We start from the raw sequence: 18036 nt of genomic DNA on the forward strand, positions 1-18036 counted from the left end.
GTGAAAGCAGCTCAGGCGGCGAGCACTTCGCTGTTCGCCTTCTTCGCGGCGAGTTCGCCGAGCGCGCGCTTGTATTCGGTCGGGAACACCTTCACGAACTGACGGCGCGCCGCGTCCCAGTTTTCGAGCAGCGCCTTCGCACGCGTCGAGCCCGTGAACTGGAAGTGACGCTCGATGATCCCCTTGAGCAGCGCTTCGTCGGTCGTGCCGTGATGCCATACGCCCTGGTCGATCGTGCGCTCCTGTTCGGCCTGTTGCAGCACTGGTTCGAGCGCGACCATCGACTTGTTGCACTTGCTCGCGAACATGCCGTCCGGATCGAACACGTACGCGATGCCGCCTGACATACCGGCCGCGAAGTTACGGCCCGTCTCGCCGAGCACGACGACCGTGCCGCCCGTCATGTATTCGCAACCGTGGTCGCCCGTGCCTTCGACGACCGCCGTCGCGCCAGAGTTACGCACGCAGAACCGCTCGCCGGCCACGCCGCGGAAGAAGGCTTCGCCTTCGATCGCGCCGTACATCACCGTGTTGCCGCAGATGATGTTCTCTTCCGACTTGCCGCGGAAATCGTTGGTCGGACGGATGATGATGCGACCGCCCGACAGGCCCTTGCCCACATAGTCGTTGCCGTCGCCGACCAGATCCAGCGTGATGCCCTTCGCGAGGAACGCGCCGAAGCTCTGACCCGCGGTGCCCTTCAGCTGGATGTGGATCGCGTCGTCCGCGAGACCTTCGTGGCCGTACTTCTTCGCGATCGTGCCCGACAGCATCGCGCCGACCGTGCGGTTCACGTTGCGCACCGGCTGGATGAACGACACGTGCTCGCCTTTCTCGATCGCGGCCTTCGCCTTCTCGATCAGCGTGTGGTCGAGCGCGCGGTCGAGGCCGTGATCCTGCACGTCGACGTGCTTGCGCGCGACTTCCGCCGGCACTTGCGGCTGGTAGAACACACGCGAGAAGTCGAGGCCCTTCGCCTTCCAGTGCTCGATGCCCTTCTTCGTGTCGAGCAGTTCCGCGCGGCCGATCAGGTCGTCGAACTTGCGGATACCGAGTTGCGCCATAATTTCGCGCGCCTCTTCGGCAACGAAGAAGAAGAAGTTCACGACGTGCTCGGGCTGGCCCTGGAACTTCGCGCGCAGCACCGGATCTTGCGTCGCGACGCCGACCGGGCACGTGTTCAGGTGGCACTTGCGCATCATGATGCAGCCTTCGACGACGAGCGGCGCCGTCGCAAAGCCGAACTCGTCCGCGCCGAGCAGCGCGCCGATCACGACGTCGCGGCCGGTCTTCATCTGACCGTCGGCCTGCACGCGGATACGGCCGCGCAGCTGGTTCAGCACCAGGGTCTGCTGCGTTTCGGCGAGACCCAGTTCCCACGGCGTGCCCGCATGCTTGATCGACGACAGCGGCGACGCACCGGTGCCGCCGTCATGACCGGCGATCACGACGTGATCGGCCTTCGCCTTCGCGACACCGGCGGCAACCGTACCGACGCCCGACTCCGACACGAGTTTCACCGAGATGCTCGACGACGCGTTCACGTTCTTCAGGTCGTGAATCAGCTGCGCCAGGTCTTCGATCGAGTAGATATCGTGGTGCGGCGGCGGCGAGATCAGGCCGACGCCCGGCACCGAGTAACGCAGCTTGCCGATGTAGTCCGACACCTTGTGGCCCGGCAGCTGACCGCCTTCGCCCGGCTTCGCGCCTTGCGCCATCTTGATCTGGATCTGATCGGCCGACGCGAGGTACTCCGCGGTCACGCCGAAGCGGCCCGACGCGACCTGCTTGATGCGCGAGCGCAGTGAATCGCCTTCCTTGAGCGGAATGTCGACGACCACTTCGTCGCCGATCACGGACTTCATCGTGTCGCCGTTCCTGATCGGAATGCCGCGCAGTTCGTTGCGGTAACGGTTCGCATCTTCGCCGCCTTCACCGGTGTTCGACTTGCCGCCGATCCGGTTCATCGCGACGGCGAGCGTGGCGTGCGCTTCGGTGCTGATCGAACCCATCGACATTGCGCCGGTCGCGAAACGCTTGACGATTTCCTTCGCCGGCTCGACTTCGTCGAGCGGGATCGCCTTGGTCGGATCGAACTTGAACTCGAACAGGCCGCGGAAGGTCATGTAACGCTTGGTCTGATCGTTGATCAGATGCGCGTATTCCTTGTACGTCTGGTACGAGTTGCTGCGCGCCGAGTGCTGCAGCTTGGCGATCGCATCCGGCGTCCACATATGTTCTTCGCCGCGCACGCGGTAGGCGTACTCGCCGCCCGCGTCGAGCATATTGGCGAGGACCGGGTTGTCGCCGAACGCATCGCGGTGCAGACGGATCGCTTCTTCCGCGACGTCGAACAGACCGATGCCACCGACCTTCGACGACGTGCCGTGGAAGTACTTCGACACGAGATCCGCGGCGAGACCGACCGCTTCGAAAATCTGCGCGCCGGTGTACGACATGTAGGTCGAAATGCCCATCTTCGACATGACCTTCTGCAGGCCCTTGCCGACTGCCTTCGTGAAGTTGTAGACCGCCTTCTCCGCCGACAGGTCGCCCTTCAGCCCTGCCGCGAGCTGGCTCAGCGTTTCCATTGCGAGGTACGGGTGCACGGCTTCCGCGCCATAGCCCGCGAGCAGCGCGAAGTGGTGCGTTTCACGCGCCGAACCGGTTTCGACGACGAGACCCGTGCTCGTGCGCAGACCCTGCTGCACGAGGTGCGTGTGGATCGCGGCGGTAGCGAGCAGCGCTGGAATCGCGACATTGTCGCGATCGGTCTTGCGGTCCGACACGATCAGCATGTTGTAGCCGGACTTGACCGCATCCACGGCTTCTGCGCACAGCGACGCGAGGCGTGCCTCGATGCCTTCCTTGCCCCAAGCGACCGGATAGCAGATGTTCAGCTCGTACGAACTGAACTTGCCGCCGGTGTACTGATCGATCGCGCGGATCTTCGCGATGTCCTTGAAGTCGAGCACCGGCTGCGACACTTCGAGACGCATCGGCGGGTTGATGTTGTTCGTGTCGAGCAGATTCGGCTTCGGGCCGATGAACGACACGAGCGACATCACCATGTTTTCACGGATCGGGTCGATCGGCGGGTTCGTGACCTGCGCGAACAGCTGCTTGAAGTAGTGATAGAGCGTCTTGTTCTTGTTGGACATGACCGCGAGCGGCGAGTCGTTGCCCATCGAACCGACGGCTTCCTCGCCTGCTTGCGCCATCGGCGCCATCAGGAACTTCAGGTCTTCCTGGGTGTAGCCGAACGCCTGCTGGCGATCCAGCAAAGCAGCCGCTTCGCGGCGTTCCGTCACGACGTCTTCGGCCTTCGCCTCGATCTCGTCCAGCTTGATGCGCACCGCGTCGATCCAGCTCTTGTACGGCTTGGCGTTCGCGAGGTTGTCCTTCAGTTCCTTGTCGTCGATGATGCGGCCGTGCTCCATGTCGATCAGGAACATCTTGCCCGGCTGCAAACGCCACTTCTTGACGATCTTCGATTCGGGGATCGCCAGTGTGCCGGCCTCCGACGCCATGATGACGAGGTCGTCGTCGGTGACGATGTAGCGCGCCGGACGCAGGCCGTTACGATCGAGCGTTGCGCCGATCTGGCGGCCGTCGGTGAACGCGATCGCGGCCGGGCCGTCCCACGGCTCCATCATGGCGGCGTGGTATTCATAGAATGCGCGGCGGTTATCGTCCATCAGCGTGTGCTGTTCCCAGGCTTCCGGGATCATCATCATCATTGCGTGGACGAGCGGGTAGCCGGCCATCACGAGCAGTTCGAGACAGTTGTCGAACGAGGCCGTATCCGACTGGCCCGGATAGATCAGCGGCCACAGCTTCGGCAGGTCGTCGCCGAGCACGTGCGAGGCGATCGCGCCGGTACGCGCGTTCAGCCAGTTGACGTTGCCCTTCACCGTGTTGATTTCGCCGTTGTGGGCGATCATACGGTACGGGTGAGCCAGTTCCCACGCCGGGAACGTGTTGGTCGAGAAGCGCTGGTGCACAAGCGCGAGCGCCGAGACAGTGCGGTCGTCCTGCAGGTCGCGGTAGTACACGCCGACCTGGCCCGCGAGCAGCAGACCCTTGTAGACGACGGTGCGCGCCGACATCGACGGCACGAAGTATTCCTTGCCGTGCTTGAGCTTCAGCGCCTGGATGCGATGGCTCGCGGTCTTGCGGATCACATACAGCTTCCGCTCGAGCGCGTCGGTCACCATGATGTCCTTGCCGCGGCCGATGAAGATCTGGCGGATCAGCGGCTCGCTCGCCTTCACGGTCGGCGAGATCGGCATGGCGTGGTCGACCGGCACATCGCGCCAGCCGAGCACGACCTGGCCCTCGGCCTTCACCGTTCGCTCGAGCTCCTGTTCGCAGGCGATGCGCGACGCGTGCTCCTTCGGCAGGAAAATCATGCCGACGCCGTATTCGCCAGCCGGCGGCAGCGTCACGCCCTGCCTGGCCATCTCTTCGCGATAGAAGCCGTCCGGAATCTGGATCAGGATGCCCGCGCCGTCGCCCATCAGCGGATCAGCGCCGACGGCGCCCCGGTGGTCGAGGTTCTCGAGAATCTTCAGGCCCTGCTGGATGATTTCATGACTCTTGTGTCCCTTGATATGGGCGACGAAGCCGACGCCGCAGGCGTCATGCTCGTTTTGCGGGTCGTACAGACCTTGGGCGGCGGGAACCGGGTGAATCGGTTGCTGGTGGTCGTTCATAGGGACACCGTCTGTGAGGAGGCCGGACAGGCCGTTAAACCATTGTTTTTTTGCCGCAGTGCGCTTCGCAACCACGACGACGCTCTTCTTGCAGCGCAGGGCGAAATGCGTCGGAAATCGGAATATACGCGACGAATCAATGAAATAGCAAATAAAACGTGATGATCTGACACCGATTATCAAATTGGTGCATTGCGGCTAATTTTTATTGGTGTCATATCTATTTTGGGGCAAAGAAAACGGCATTTCAGATGCCGTCTTCATACAGTCCCTTGATGTAAAACTCTTTCTTCCGATCTGAAGCAGCGCTAATGCGGGGCAGGTGTCACCTCGCGGCGCCTCACTGCGTATGCGGCGTCTCGCGCACCTTGCGAGGCCGGCCACGCGGCAGCGGCGACACACGCCGGTTCGCGGCTCGCGCCGCCCATTCGCGGTAGGTGTCGCTGCCCAGCACCCAGCCTTTCAACGTAGCTTGCTGGAGCTGACTCGCCTCGCGCTCGTCGAGTGGCTGCTCGCACAGTTCGCGATAAGCGCGCTGTCGCTCGAACGGCGTGTTGCCGAGCGACCAATACAGAGGATGATCCGTGATCAAGCTGTCAAGAGTAAGGCCGATGTGATGACGATAGCTCGACCAGCGATAATCCTCGGCCGCATTCACCAGTTGCAAACGCACCGGACACATTTCGACGACCCGGCTCGCAAGCAGAAAGTAGCGCTCACCTTCGATCACCGTCGCCCGGTAACGGCCTTCCCACAAGGTGCCGCGACGCGCATAGCGCCGGTTGAAGTGCGCGACGTAGCGCCGCCCGACAGCCTGCATCGCCTTGGGCAGGCTCGACTCCTCGGTGGGCGTGACGAGCAGTTGCACGGCGCCCGGCATCAGGGCATAAGCGTGGATGGAGAGGTGATGGTCCCGGGAAGCCGCCTTCAGACAGTCGATGAAAAGCTCGTAGTCCTGGTCGTCGACGAAGGCGGGCTGCTGGTCGAGCCCGCGGAGGATGACGTGCTGCGGCTGGTCGGGGACATAAAGACGTGCAAGCCGTGCCATGCTGGAGTGTCCAATAGTCGCGTTGGTATATACCCGAAGGTCCGAAGAGCCGCATGGGCGCAAGGTTCGGCGCCATGCGGCCAAGCCAGAAACCACGCGGCGCTTAGGGAGAAAACTCTAACCGCCGCGTCTGGTTTGTTTCAAACGTTGTAGTCATAATGAGCGGGCCTTTTTTGGAGAGCACATATGAAATTAAAACAGGCCGTAACGGGGATGGCGGTGCTAGCCTGCATGAGTACGGCAGCGCACGCCCAATCGGCCGGCACCATTTACTTCACGACCGGCTGGTTCCATCTTGCGCCCCAATCGAGCAGCGACCCGCTGAGAGTGACCAGCATTGGCGGTAGCCCAACCAACATCACCGAACCCAACACCGGCGCCTCGCTGAGTTCGGCCGATACCATCGGTTTTACCGCCGGCTATTTTGTCACCGACCACATCGCAGCCGAGTTCGTCATTGGCGTCCCCCCTACTTTCGACCTGTACGGCACGGGCAGCTTCGAGCAGTTCGGCAAGCTCGGGCAGGCCAAACAGTGGAGCCCGACGCTGCTCTTCAAGTACTACTTCAACGCGCCGACCGCTTCGTTCCGCCCGTATCTCGGTGTCGGTGTGAGCCGCATCTGGTTCACCGACGAACACATTTCCAACAGCGCATTCGAAGCCAACGTTCTGCATGGTCCGACCAGTGTGTCGACGGATAGTTCGTGGGAACCCGTGTTTAATGCGGGCTTCACGTACGCCTTCAATCAACACTGGTTCGCCGGCGTGTCGATCTCATACCTGCCGCTCAGCACGACCGCAAAGCTCAGTTCGGCGTCGACGACGCCGGTCGGCACGCTGACCGTGCAATCGCAGACCAAGATCAAGCTGAACCCGATCGTCACTTACGTCAACGTCGGTTACCGTTTCTAACGCCTCGCGAGAGCGGGTGGCTTGAATTAGGGTAGTCGAATTTCGCGCCTTGGGGAACGCCGTCATCGAGTCGATGACGGCGTTTTGATTTGGCGTCTCTGTTGCATCGGGATGGCCGCGCCATGCGACGTGAGCGTTTGTAAATTTGACGCGGATTCGGCTCGCCTGTGTGCAAAATCTGGCGACGATACGCGTCCACCCGTGCTGGCGCGAGCCGCGCGCGTGCAACGTTGCGGGCGATGCAGCGCTTGGCATCGAAGTTGCGTTTAGATGGCGTTTCCTGTGCTGCAGCGTAATCCCGCGTCTGCGCATAGCGTGTCCGCGCGACGATGCGCGGGGCCTTTCAACTCATCGACGGAGCGACCATGACAGCACTTCCAAATACGCGAGACGCCCTCGGCGAATCCTGGACCAGCGCGAGTCGCCGCGCGCGGCGCATCGCTCGCCATAGCCGCCATGCGGCAGAAGATATCGCGGTCGAGTTGCGCACCCTGCTGTCGGAACTCGAATCGACGTTGACCGACGGCACGCAGGCCGATGCCGTGGCGCTGCGCGGCAAGCTGCGTAAACAGCTGGACGCCGCGCGCGAGCGGCTGAACGACACGCGTGATGCAATGCGCGACCGTGCGGGCGTCGCGATCTCGGACGCCGACCACTACGTGCATGAAAATCCTTGGCAGACGATTGCGATCGTCGGCGGACTTGCGCTGGTGGTGGGGGCGCTGCTGGCGTCCCGCTCGCGGTGACACGGGCCGGCGCGGCTTGACGGTGCTGGCAGGGGGCTCGACGGCCGCATTCGATGCCGCGCGGCCGAACGTCACTCCTTGCCGCGCCTCGCACGCGGCTAACCGCTAGCGCCTAGTTTTCGTCGATTACGAACAGCCGCCGATACTCCTTCAGCGCGTAGCGATCGGTCATCCCCGCAATGTAATGCGCGATCAGACGCGGCTGGCGCGCCGCATCCGCGGACTGATAGTCCGGCGGCAGCAGCCTCGGGTCGTCGGTGAACGCGTCGAACAGGCCGACGACGACGCGGCGCGCCTTGTTGGCCATGCGCATCACGCGATAGTGCCGGTACATGTTCCTGAACAGAAAGCGCTTGAGCGCCGCGGCCTGCGCGGCGATCGCATCGCTGTGCGCGACGAGCGGGGGCGCCGCGCGCACATCGTCGAGTGACGCCGGCGCGTAGCGCGCGAGATTGGTCCGCGTCGTCTCGATCAGATCGACGATCAGCGTATTGATCACGCGCCGCACCGTCTCGTGAATCAGCCGACGCCCTTCGATCCGCGGATAGTCGCCACGCGCCGCCTCACAGTGCGTCTGCCAGAGTTCTACTTCGGCGAGTTGCTCGAGCGACAACAGGCCGGAGCGCAAACCGTCGTCGACGTCGTGATTGTTGTACGCGATTTCGTCGGCGACGTTGGCGATCTGCGCTTCGAGCGACGGCTGCCGTCCTTCGAGAAAACGCTCGCCCAACGCGCCGAGCCGGCGCGCGTTATCACGCGAGCAATGCTTGAGAATGCCCTCGCGCGTTTCGAAGCACAGGTTCAGGCCATTGAAAGCTCCGTAGTGCTCTTCCAGTTCGTCGACGACCGCAAGACTCTGCAGGTTGTGCTCAAAGCCGCCATGCTCGCGCATGCATTCGTTCAACGCATCCTGGCCGGCATGGCCGAACGGCGTATGGCCGAGATCGTGCGCGAGCGAAATCGCTTCGACGAGATCTTCGTTGACGCGCAGATTACGCGCGACCGAGCGCGCAATCTGCGCAACTTCGAGGCTATGAGTGAGGCGCGTGCGAAACAGGTCGCCCTCGTGATTGACGAATACCTGAGTCTTGTATTCGAGCCGCCGGAATGCGGTCGAGTGGACGATGCGGTCGCGGTCGCGCTGAAACTCGGTGCGCGCGCTCGGCGCGGATTCCGCATAGCGACGCCCGCGTGACTGGCTCGAATGCGCGGCGTACGGCGCGAGATGCACTTCGAGCGCCTGCTGGGTCGGCACGGCGACCGCGGGCGCGGCGACGGCGGGTGCGGCGGCAGCGGCATCCGGGGCGATGGCACCATTCCCGGCGGCTGCGCGCAAGCTCGGGTCATGCTGGATATCGTCGCTGCGCCTGTCAGTCACCGGGTTCTCCGAAACATGGGCGGCGCCGCGTGACGCAGGTGCGTGAAGCGTGGCTGCAGGGCCGTCGAGGATCTAGACGGCGGCGGCCAGCGTCGCATGCACGTCGGCGTCGGGCGCCCGGGTGATCAGTGTCTCACCGAAACGCTTCAGCAGAATGAACTTGATCGCGCCGGCTTCCGCTTTCTTGTCGATCTGCATCAGCTCGACGTAGCGGTCCGCGCCGAGCGCAGGTGCACGAGTTGGCAGACGCGCGGCAAGCACCACATCGACGAGCCGCTTGCGCGACGCTTCGTCGAGATGGCCGAGGCGCACGGACAGATCCGCGGCCATCACCATCCCACAGCCGACCGCCTCGCCGTGCAGCCACTCGCCGTAGCCGAGCCCAGCCTCGATCGCGTGGCCGAACGTGTGACCGAAGTTGAGGATCGCGCGCAGACCACCTTCGCGCTCGTCCTGCGCCACCACCGACGCCTTGATCTCGCATGAGCGCTTGACCGCCTCGGCCAACACCTTCGATTCACAGCGGTTCAAAGCCTCGATGTTGGCCTCGATCCAGGTGAAGAAACCGGCGTCGGCAATCGCGCCGGTCTTGATGACCTCGGCGATGCCCGCCGCGAGTTCGCGTCCGGGCAACGTACGCAACGCGCCGATGTCAGCGATCACCGCCTGCGGCTGGTAGAACGCGCCGATCATGTTTTTGCCCAACGGATGATTGATGCCGGTCTTGCCGCCGACCGACGAATCCACCTGCGACAGCAACGTGGTCGGCACCTGGATGAACGGCACACCGCGCATGTAGCAGGCGGCGGCAAACCCGGTCATGTCGCCGATCACGCCTCCGCCGAGCGCGATCAGCGTAGTCTTGCGGTCGGCGCGCGAGCCGAGCAGCGCGTCGAAGATCAGGTTCAGCGTATGCAGATTCTTGTGCGCTTCGCCGTCCGGCAAAACGACCGTGGAGACCTGCTTGTTCAGCGGCGCGAGCGCCGCGCGCAGCTTGTCGCCGTAGAGGGGATCGACGGTGGTATTGGTGACGATCGTGACCGAGTTGCCGCCGATATGCGGCGCGAACAACTCGGTCTGGCCAATCAGGTCGGCACCGATATGGATGGGATAGGCGCGCTCGCCCAGTTCGACGTTGACGGTAATCATACGGTCCATTATGACGCAGGATGTTTGGCGACGCCGGCCATCTCGAGCTGCATGAGAACCATGTTGACGAGCCCGTTGACCGAGGGCCGGCCGGTTTCGATCACGAAGTGCGCGCATTCGCGGTACAGCGGGTCGCGCACTTCATAGAGCGCTTCGAGACGCGCCTTGGGGTCTTCCGTTTGCAGCAGCGGGCGATTCTTGTCCCGCCTCGTGCGCAGCCACAAGTCATGCGGGTTGGCGCGCAGATAGATCACGAGGCCGCGGCTTTTCAGCGCTTCGCGGTTTTCCGGCCGCAGCACGGCACCGCCGCCCGTCGCGAGCACGATATTGTCGCGCCCGGTCAGCTCGGAGATCACGCTCGCTTCGCGATCGCGAAAGCCCGCTTCGCCCTCCAGCTCGAAGATCACGGGAATGCGCGCGCCCGTGCGCGCCTCGATTTCATGATCGGAATCGAAGAACGGGCGCTCGAGACGGCGCGCAACCGCCCGACCCACAGTGGTTTTTCCTGCCCCCATGAGCCCTACGAAAAAAACATTGGCGTGTGCGTCCCGCGCTTGCAACGGTGTCCTCTGGCTAATCCGGTGTAGTTCGTGCCGCAGCTTACTGGCAAAGCGGCTGCCTTGTCGAGCCTGCGCGCCACCGGGGAAGGGCGGCGCCATCTCGCCCTATGCGCCCTAATTCTCTCGCACCACGCGAGGTGTGATGAAAACAGCCAGTTCGCTGCGCGTGTCGCGATGAGTCCGATGGCGGAACAACGCGCCCAGAACCGGTATTTTGCCGAGGATGGGCACGCGCTCGACGTCGTCCCGGTCGTCGGTCTCGTAAATTCCGCCGATCGACACCGTACCGCCATCCTCGACCTCGACGCGCGTTTGCACGTGCTTGGTGTTGATCGCGGGCCCGGCGTCGGTCTGCTCGCCGACGCTGTCCTTCGCGACATCGAGATCGAGCACCACGCGGCCATCCGGCATGATCTGCGGCTCGACCTCCAGTTTGAGCGTCGCGCGGCGAAACTGCACGCCCGATACGCCCTGCCCGACCTTCGCCTGATACGGCAGCTCGGTGCCCTGCTCGACGATCGCCTTCATCCGGTCCGCGGTGACGACTCGCGGGCTCGACACGATTTTCCCATGTCCCTCGGACTCGAGCGCCGACAGCTCGAGATTCAGCAGCCGCGTCGCGCGCGCCGCGAACAGCGTGAGGCCGGCGGTCGCGGCATCGAACCCGGAGATCGGACGGGCCGACAGATCGTACACGGAGCCGTCCGTTCCTCCCGTCAGCCCCCTCGCCGTACCGTCCGCGCTCGTGCCAGCGAGCGACAGCCGTACGCCGAGATTGCGTGAAAAGCCCTGGTCGCCTTCGACGATCTGAGCCTCGATCAGCACCTGGCGGGTCGGACGATCGACGGAAGCGATCAGCGCCGCGATCTGCTCGAGCCGCCCCGCGAGATCGGTGACGAACAGCAGGTTGGTGCGCGGATCCGCAGTGACTGCGCCGCGTTTGGACAGCACGCGCTGGGTGCCGGAACCGGTCAGCAGACGCCGCACGTCCTCGGCGTGCGCGTAGTGCAGCTCGAACGTGCGACTCGCGAGCGGCTCGAGGTCCGCGGCGCGGGCGTGGGCTTCGAAGCGCTGACGTTCGCGCGCGGTGAGTTCGGCGGCAGGCGCAACCCAGATCACGTTGCCGTGGCGCTCCATCGCCAGATTGTTGACGTCGAGCAAGGTGTCGAACGCGGTGCGCCACGGCACCTTGTCGAGACGTATCGACACGGCGCCGCGCACTTTGTCGCTGGCGACGATGTTTAGGCCGGTGAACTCGGCGAAGGCTTTCAGGACCGCGCCGAGTTGCGCGCGCTGGAAGTTCAACGAGATCGGCTTGTTGCCCGCGGGAAGGCCCGAGTCGGCACTGGCCGACGCGTCGGCGAGGCGCCGCTGCGGCGGCAGCGGGACCGGCGGGCCTTCGAGACTGGGCGTGCCGGCGCTGTCGTCGCGAGCCGTGGCGCCGGGTTGCTTAGGCGACGGCGGCGGGATCGGGTCGCTCGCGACGTCGTCCGCGGAAGCGTCGGGCGCTGTCGCGGAATGCGGGGTCCCGGGCAGGGCGTCCGAATCCTGGGCCGCGTTTTGCGCAGAAACGTCGCCGAACGGATTCGCCGCTTGCCCGACGCTGCCGCCCGGCAGCGGCGCGATCTCGTGGGCGGGATTGGCCGATGCGGGAAGGTCGTCGAGCGCCGCGTAAGCCGGCAACGGCGGCAGCAGCGGTGGCGTCGCTGCCTGCGCGAGCCCGGCGCCCAGCGTCGCAGCGACGTAGAGCCCGACACACAGCCCGAAGCCGACGCGGATCTCACGTCCGACACCCGACGTTGCCGTGCTCCATCGCTCGAGCGGGCGCATCATGACGCCTCCGTCAGCGTCAGCAGGCGCGTCGCGCCGCCATTCGCGAGCGTAATGCCGAGCGCGTCGAGCTGCGTAACCCGCTCGACGCCCAGTTGCTGCCCGGCCGCGACCGTCGTTGCGCCATCCGGCGTATCGATCAATGCGAGCCCGCGGGTGCGATCGCGCAGCAAGCCGACAAGCCGCAACTGCGACCCATCGCCCGGCTCGCCGCTCGTGGAGATTCGCGGTTTCGCAAACGGATCGAAGAATACGACATCTTCGTCGTCATCGTTGGCGGCCTCGTCGGCGTCAGGGCTCGCGTGGGCGCTCGTCAGCGCGATCTCGGGCGCCGGCCGCAGCGCGTCGTACACCTGCAGCGTCGCGGCCACCGCCAGCCCTTTGCCATCCTGCTTGACGGTCACGTCGCCGGGAACGATCAGCACCGGCAGTTGCGCGAGCCCATGGAAAAATGCCATCAGGTGAACGAAGTCCGTGCGCGCGGTGAGTTGCAGCGCGCGCATCCGCTCGACGCCCTCGCCGCTCGCCGTGCCCGGTTCCACCGCGAGCAACGCGACGCCGCTCTGCGTGGCCAGCTCGGAGACGATGCGCACGTCGTCGGCGGAATTCCACGGCACAGCGCTCGACGCCGTGGCCGGCATCGCCTCGGTTGCGCGGCGCAGCGACGGCAGCTGCGCGAGCGCGTGCCGCGCATCGGCGAGACGCTGCGTGCTCACGGCGAGCGCCGCGCGGCTCGCTACCAGTCCGGCGAGATCGGCCGCGGTCCAGCCGTACGCGCCGAGGCCGAACACGAGCACGGCAAGCGTCACCGCGACGAGCCAGCGACGGCGCCGGCTCCAGGCCTCGAACGGCGTACGCGCGCACTTGACCCAGCGCGAAAAACCGGCGGACACGTGCGCCGCGCCGCGCGGCTCGAAAAAAGTCGTGCTCATCGTGCTCCTCCCGGTCTTGCGGCCTTCAAGGCGCGCGTCGCTTGGGGCGGAGGATCGCCCCAGCGCAGGCGCGCATCGAATTCCACCGGTCCGCCAATCGCTGGTTCCGTCGACGGGCCGCCCTTCTGCTGCGGTCGATGCAGATCGCGCATCTCCGCGCCCTGCATCCCGTGAATCGCGCCGAGCCGCTTGAGCCATTCAGCCGACGCGAGATGGCCGCTCGAAGTCGCCAGCAGTTCGGTCTCGTACTCACGCTGGCGCAACTGCCGCAACACGACGCGATCGCCCGGCTCGAAGCTCAGCGCTTCGAGCAGATCGCGCAGATGCGCGAGCGGCGTCGCGAGGTCCGCTGCGCGCGCCGCGGCTTCGCGCTGCTCCTGCTCGGCCCGCGACAGCTTCGCGTGCTCCGCGAGCGGCGCGGCAAGCCGCGTCAGCGCCTGCCCGGCCGCCGCGCGCCGCGCATCGAGCCGCGCTGCGGCGAAGGTCTGCCAGCCCGCGACGAGCAACACCCCCGCGGCGCCGACGCAAGTCGCCACAGCCCAGTCGCGCATACAGCGGCGTCGCGCGAGTCGCGCATTGCGTTGCCGATACGGCAGCAGATTGAAGCCGCCGAGCCACCCCACAGTGGCTCGCAGATCACACCGATCCAGACTCGCGGCCGCGCCCGGGGAAAACGACAGACCGCGCATCATTCCAGCACCCCGCGTAACGCTAGCCCGAAAGCGACCGCGCCAGCCGGCTCGTGCAGCAACGCGTCGTCGAGCGGCCGCGCGTGGCTGCCCAGCAGCGTGCACTCGAACGGCAGCACCGAGCAGCCAAGCACGTCGCCCATATCGGCGAGCGAAAAGCCGACGCCGTCGAGCAGCCCGATTTCGCCGCCGATCAGCGCGCAGTCGAACTCCGGACCCCGCACGAGATCGCGCAACGCGTCGCCGAGATCGGCATGCTCGGGCGCCGGATAGCGCACCTCGCCGACGCTCGCGCCATCGACGACGCTCCAGCCGTACACGCCGTCCGTACCGACCCACACCGCCGCGTACGGCTCGTTCGGGTCGAGCTCGCGGCTGGCTGCGAAGCGCAGCGCGCGTAATGCCGCATGAGGCTCGCCATCGATCGCGGACAGCGAAATGCTGGCGGTCGCCGCGCATTCGATCCGAGCTTCGAGATGCTGACGCGCGGTCGCGGCGATCTTCACCGAGCGCACCGGCGACGGTGTCTCGTCGACATACCAGTCGACCGCGAGCGCATGACGCTCGAGCCCGGCGATGCGCTCCGCCTCTCCCATCACCGCGGGTGCGAGTCCGGCGAGCGCGACGCCGCCGTCCTCTTCGTCGCAGTCGCTCTGCGCGGCGAGCCGCGCGAGCGGTACAGTGGCCGTCAGCGTGGCCGACGCGGGCACGGCCATCGCGCAGCGCAGCGCGTGCGTCGCGCATACCCGCGGCAAATCGGCGAACGCATCGCGCAACGCACGCCCGACGGCTTGCCGGTCGACGATCTCGGTGCCCGCCATTGCGCCGGCCGCGAGCGCCACCGTGCTCACATATTCGAGATGCAGCGCGCCCCGTGCGCGTTGACTCAGTACCACCAGACGCACGTTGTGCGAACCGACGTCGATGCCGGCGGCAAAACGCTGCCGGCCCTCCCGCACCGCCTGAAGCCATGAATTTTTATTGGCCATTACTCCCTCCCTCAGACTCACGCGACGAACCATTCGAACGCGAGTAACGAGGGATCATTGTCGGCAGACGCACGTCCTAGCGACATTCAGCCGAATGGCTAGCGCAGATGCGAAGCCGCCCCGAGCGATATCAAAGCGACTACAGTTGGGACTACAGCGAAGTCGTTTCCGCGCCGCACGGCGTGCGCTGATTGCACGTCATTCGTAAGCTTGTCGAAAGCAGGAAAACCCTGGCGGCTATAATCGCGGGACTGTTTTTCCGGTACTCCTATGCAAGCCACGTCTGCTACGTCCCCGCCGCCCGCGCCGAAAAAGCCCAAACGCCCGTTGTGGCTGAAGCTCATCCTCGGCTTTGTCGGGTTGATCGTCGCGGGCATCGTTTGCGTGGCGCTGCTGCTCGGCTATGCGCTCGTCGTCGCGACGCCGAACCTGCCGTCGCTCGACGCATTGACCGACTATCAGCCCAAGGTGCCGCTGCGAATCTACACGGCCGACCATGTGCTGATCGGCGAATTCGGCGAGGAGCGGCGCGACATCGTGCACATCCAGGACGTGCCCGACAGCCTGAAGAAAGCGATCCTCGCGATCGAGGACGCGCGCTTCTATGAGCACGGTGGCGTCGATCTCACTGGCATCGCGCGAGCCGGCTTCGTCGCGCTGACGAACGGGCATGCGACGCAAGGCGCGAGCACGATCACGATGCAGGTCGCGCGCAACTTCTTTCTGTCCAGCGAGAAGACCTACACGCGCAAGATCTACGAGATGCTGCTCGCGTACAAGATCGAATCGAAGCTGAGCAAAGATCAGATTCTCGAGGTGTACATGAATCAGATCTATCTCGGTCAGCGCGCGTACGGTTTCGCGAGCGCGGCGCGCGTGTACTTCGGCAAGGATCTGAAGGACCTGACGCTCGCCGAATCGGCGATGCTCGCCGGTCTGCCGAAGGCGCCATCCGCATATAACCCGGTCGTCAATCCGAGGCGCGCGAAGGTGCGTCAGGAGTACATCCTGCAGCGCATGTACGAGTTGCACTACATCACCCAGGAGCAGTACGACGACGCGAGCCGGCAGCGACTCGTCGTGAAAGGCATGGGCAAGGAATACAGCGTGCACGCCGAATACGTCGCGGAAATGGTGCGGCAGATGATGTACGCGCAGTATCGCGAAGAGGCGTACACGCGAGGACTGAACGTCGTGACCACCATCGATTCGGCCGATCAGGACGTCGCGTATCACGCGGTACGCAAAGGCCTGATGGACTACGAGCGCCGCCGCGGCTATCGCGGCCCGGAGGCGTTCATCGATCTGCCGGCCGACGCGGACGAGCGCGAACAGGCCATCGACGACGCGCTGCTCGAGCATCCCGATAACGGCGAAATCATCGCGGCCGTCGTCACGGCGGCGAGCCCGAAGCAGGTGCAGGCGGCGTTCATCGACGGCAATGTCGCGACGATCGACGGCGACGGCCTGCGCTATGCGCAGTTCGCGCTCGGCCCGCGCGCGCAGCCGAATCAGCGCATCCGGCCCGGCGCAATCGTCCGGCTCGTAAAGAACGACGACGGCGACTGGTCGATCACGCAATTGCCGCAGGTGGAAGGCGCGTTCATCTCGGTGGTGCCGCAGGACGGCGCGATCCGCTCGCTGGTCGGCGGCTTCGACTTCAACAAGAACAAGTTCAATCATGTGACGCAGGCATGGCGTCAGCCGGGCTCGAGCTTCAAGCCGTTCATCTATTCGGCGTCGCTCGAAAAGGGCCTCGGGCCCGCCACGATCATCAACGACGCGCCGCTCTTTTTCAGCGCGGCGGAAACCGGCGGCCAGGCATGGGAGCCGAAAAACTACGGCGGCGGTTTCGACGGTCCGATGACGATGCGCACCGCGCTGCAGAAATCGAAGAATCTCGTGTCGATCCGCATCCTGAACCAGATCGGCCCGAAGTACGCGCAGCAATACATCACGCGCTTCGGCTTCGACGCGGACCGCCACCCCGCCTATCTGCCGATGGCGCTCGGCGCGGGCCTCGTGACGCCGCTGCAAATGGCCGGCGCGTTCTCGGTGTTCGCCAACGGCGGCTACCGGATCAATCCGTATCTGATCGCCGAAGTCACCGATCAGCGCGGCATCGTCGTCGCGCACGCGCAGCCGCTCGTGGCCGGGCAAAGCGCGCCGTTCGCGATCCAACCGCGCAATGCCTACGTGATGAACAGCTTGCTTCAAAGCGTCGCGCAGCACGGCACCGGGGCGAAGAGCAACGTGCTCAAGCGCACCGATCTCGCGGGCAAGACCGGCACGACCAACGATTCCCGCGACGCGTGGTTCGCCGGCTATCAGCACACGCTCACCGCGATCGCGTGGATCGGCTACGACAACCCGCGCAGCCTCGGCGACAAGGAAACCGGCGGCGGCCTGGCGCTGCCGATATGGATCGAGTACATGGGACGCGCGCTGAAGGGTGTGCCCGAGTACAAGATGGCACGCCCCGACGACGTCAGCGAAATCGGCTCGGAGCTTTATTTCGACGACTTCACGCCGGGCCACGGTTTCATCGCGACGGTCGGCGTCAGTCAGGCGACACTCGACGCCGAGGCGAGCGCCGCAGCCGCGGCGCCGGAGCAGGTCGGCGAGCAGGAAAAGCAGGACATCATGAATCTGTTCCGCGGGCACTGAGGCCGCGTCGACGTCCCGTAGAAAGAAAAAACCGCCGCGTTCGATACGCGGCGGTTCTGTTTTGACAGCGCTTCGCGCTTATTGCGCGGCGATCCGCACCGGCTCGCCCGCCTGCTCCGTCGCATACTGCGACAGCGCCGCGAAAAACTCTGAGCCGCTGCGCGTGTCGCGCCATTCTCCGTCGACGAAACGGAAGTGGAAGCCACCGGCTTTGGCGGCGATCCAGATCTCGCTCATCGGCGGCTGAAGGTTGACGATGATCTTCGTGCGGTTCTCGAATTCGAGCGTCAGAACGTTGCCGCTGCGCTCGAGTTCGATGTCGGCGTCGGTGTCGTCGAGCGCGCTCTCGATGGCGGCCAGCACGGCTTCCGCACGGGTCAGGTAATCACTATCGGACATGCTAAACTCCATCGATTATTCA

The 18036-nt window shown here is 64.9% G+C and carries 13 protein-coding genes; 3 read left to right on the forward strand and 10 right to left on the reverse strand.

Annotated features, from left to right (window positions below):
* Nucleotides 1–11: 11 nt before the first annotated feature.
* Nucleotides 12–4715: a glutamate synthase-related protein gene (locus F6X42_RS21170; protein ID WP_187636088.1), complete on the reverse strand. Its 4704-nt coding sequence runs from the start codon at nt 4713–4715 to the stop codon at nt 12–14.
* Nucleotides 4716–5055: 340 nt separating this feature from the next.
* Entirely contained in the window at nt 5056–5763 is a 708-nt protein-coding gene (locus F6X42_RS21175; RefSeq protein ID WP_013090727.1) for a transposase, read from the reverse strand.
* 186 nt (nt 5764–5949) lie between these two features.
* Here F6X42_RS21175 and F6X42_RS21180 point away from each other — a divergent pair, with 186 nt between their 5' ends.
* Complete coding sequence (locus tag F6X42_RS21180; RefSeq protein ID WP_187636089.1) at nt 5950–6675, forward strand: OmpW/AlkL family protein; 726 nt, start codon at nt 5950–5952, stop codon at nt 6673–6675.
* A 365-nt stretch (nt 6676–7040) separates the two neighbouring features.
* Nucleotides 7041–7421, forward strand: coding sequence for an ElaB/YgaM/YqjD family protein (locus F6X42_RS21185; RefSeq protein WP_187636128.1), 381 nt, complete (start codon nt 7041–7043; stop codon nt 7419–7421).
* Nucleotides 7422–7533: 112 nt separating this feature from the next.
* On the opposite strand, the gene F6X42_RS21190 is transcribed toward F6X42_RS21185, so the two are convergent.
* The 7 genes from F6X42_RS21190 to pilM form a co-directional block, all read right to left on the reverse strand.
* Entirely contained in the window at nt 7534–8757 is a 1224-nt protein-coding gene (locus F6X42_RS21190) for a deoxyguanosinetriphosphate triphosphohydrolase (RefSeq protein ID WP_187636129.1), read from the reverse strand.
* A 114-nt stretch (nt 8758–8871) separates the two neighbouring features.
* Nucleotides 8872–9957, reverse strand: a complete 1086-nt coding sequence (aroB, locus tag F6X42_RS21195; protein ID WP_187636090.1) for a 3-dehydroquinate synthase — start codon at nt 9955–9957, stop codon at nt 8872–8874.
* On the reverse strand, nt 9957–10508 hold the full coding sequence (locus F6X42_RS21200; protein ID WP_090802131.1) for a shikimate kinase: 552 nt from the start codon (nt 10506–10508) through the stop codon (nt 9957–9959). Before F6X42_RS21200 ends, aroB begins: the two co-directional genes overlap by 1 nt.
* 114 nt (nt 10509–10622) lie before the next feature.
* Nucleotides 10623–12341: a type IV pilus secretin PilQ gene (locus F6X42_RS21205; protein WP_187636091.1), complete on the reverse strand. Its 1719-nt coding sequence runs from the start codon at nt 12339–12341 to the stop codon at nt 10623–10625.
* Complete coding sequence (locus F6X42_RS21210) at nt 12338–13270, reverse strand: hypothetical protein (protein WP_187636092.1); 933 nt, start codon at nt 13268–13270, stop codon at nt 12338–12340. Before F6X42_RS21210 ends, F6X42_RS21205 begins: the two co-directional genes overlap by 4 nt.
* Nucleotides 13267–13962, reverse strand: a complete 696-nt coding sequence (locus F6X42_RS21215; RefSeq protein ID WP_187636093.1) for a fimbrial assembly protein — start codon at nt 13960–13962, stop codon at nt 13267–13269. The genes F6X42_RS21210 and F6X42_RS21215 overlap by 4 nt, the downstream gene beginning before the upstream one ends.
* Nucleotides 13959–14948 carry a pilus assembly protein PilM gene (gene pilM, locus F6X42_RS21220; RefSeq protein ID WP_187636094.1) on the reverse strand — a complete coding sequence of 330 codons (990 nt, stop codon included), beginning with the start codon at nt 14946–14948 and terminating at the stop codon, nt 13959–13961. Before pilM ends, F6X42_RS21215 begins: the two co-directional genes overlap by 4 nt.
* A gap of 270 nt (nt 14949–15218) precedes the next feature.
* Between pilM and F6X42_RS21225 the strand changes: the two genes are divergently transcribed.
* Entirely contained in the window at nt 15219–17615 is a 2397-nt protein-coding gene (locus F6X42_RS21225; protein WP_187636095.1) for a penicillin-binding protein 1A, read from the forward strand.
* 78 nt (nt 17616–17693) lie between these two features.
* Here F6X42_RS21225 and cyaY read toward each other — a convergent pair whose 3' ends face one another.
* Entirely contained in the window at nt 17694–18014 is a 321-nt protein-coding gene (gene cyaY, locus F6X42_RS21230) for an iron donor protein CyaY (protein ID WP_187636096.1), read from the reverse strand.
* Nucleotides 18015–18036 lie beyond the last annotated feature (22 nt).

The sequence above is a fragment of the Paraburkholderia podalyriae genome (assembly GCF_014397785.1).
In the GTDB taxonomy this organism is placed as follows: Bacteria; Pseudomonadota; Gammaproteobacteria; order Burkholderiales; family Burkholderiaceae; genus Paraburkholderia; species Paraburkholderia podalyriae.

Bases quoted from the DNA above. Each gene is read 5' to 3' on its own strand.
- F6X42_RS21175 (WP_013090727.1), bottom strand. From the start codon at position 5,763: ATGGCACGGCTTGCACGTCTTTATGTCCCCGACCAGCCGCAGCACGTC.
- cyaY (WP_187636096.1), bottom strand. From the start codon at position 18,014: ATGTCCGATAGTGATTACCTGACCCGTGCGGAAGCCGTGCTGGCCGCC.
- F6X42_RS21185 (WP_187636128.1), top strand. From the start codon at position 7,041: ATGACAGCACTTCCAAATACGCGAGACGCCCTCGGCGAATCCTGGACC.
- F6X42_RS21225 (WP_187636095.1), top strand. From the start codon at position 15,219: ATGCAAGCCACGTCTGCTACGTCCCCGCCGCCCGCGCCGAAAAAGCCC.
- F6X42_RS21205 (WP_187636091.1), bottom strand. From the start codon at position 12,341: ATGATGCGCCCGCTCGAGCGATGGAGCACGGCAACGTCGGGTGTCGGA.
- F6X42_RS21215 (WP_187636093.1), bottom strand. From the start codon at position 13,962: ATGATGCGCGGTCTGTCGTTTTCCCCGGGCGCGGCCGCGAGTCTGGAT.
- F6X42_RS21170 (WP_187636088.1), bottom strand. From the start codon at position 4,715: ATGAACGACCACCAGCAACCGATTCACCCGGTTCCCGCCGCCCAAGGT.
- F6X42_RS21210 (WP_187636092.1), bottom strand. From the start codon at position 13,270: ATGAGCACGACTTTTTTCGAGCCGCGCGGCGCGGCGCACGTGTCCGCC.
- F6X42_RS21180 (WP_187636089.1), top strand. From the start codon at position 5,950: ATGAAATTAAAACAGGCCGTAACGGGGATGGCGGTGCTAGCCTGCATG.
- aroB (WP_187636090.1), bottom strand. From the start codon at position 9,957: ATGGACCGTATGATTACCGTCAACGTCGAACTGGGCGAGCGCGCCTAT.
- pilM (WP_187636094.1), bottom strand. From the start codon at position 14,948: ATGGCCAATAAAAATTCATGGCTTCAGGCGGTGCGGGAGGGCCGGCAG.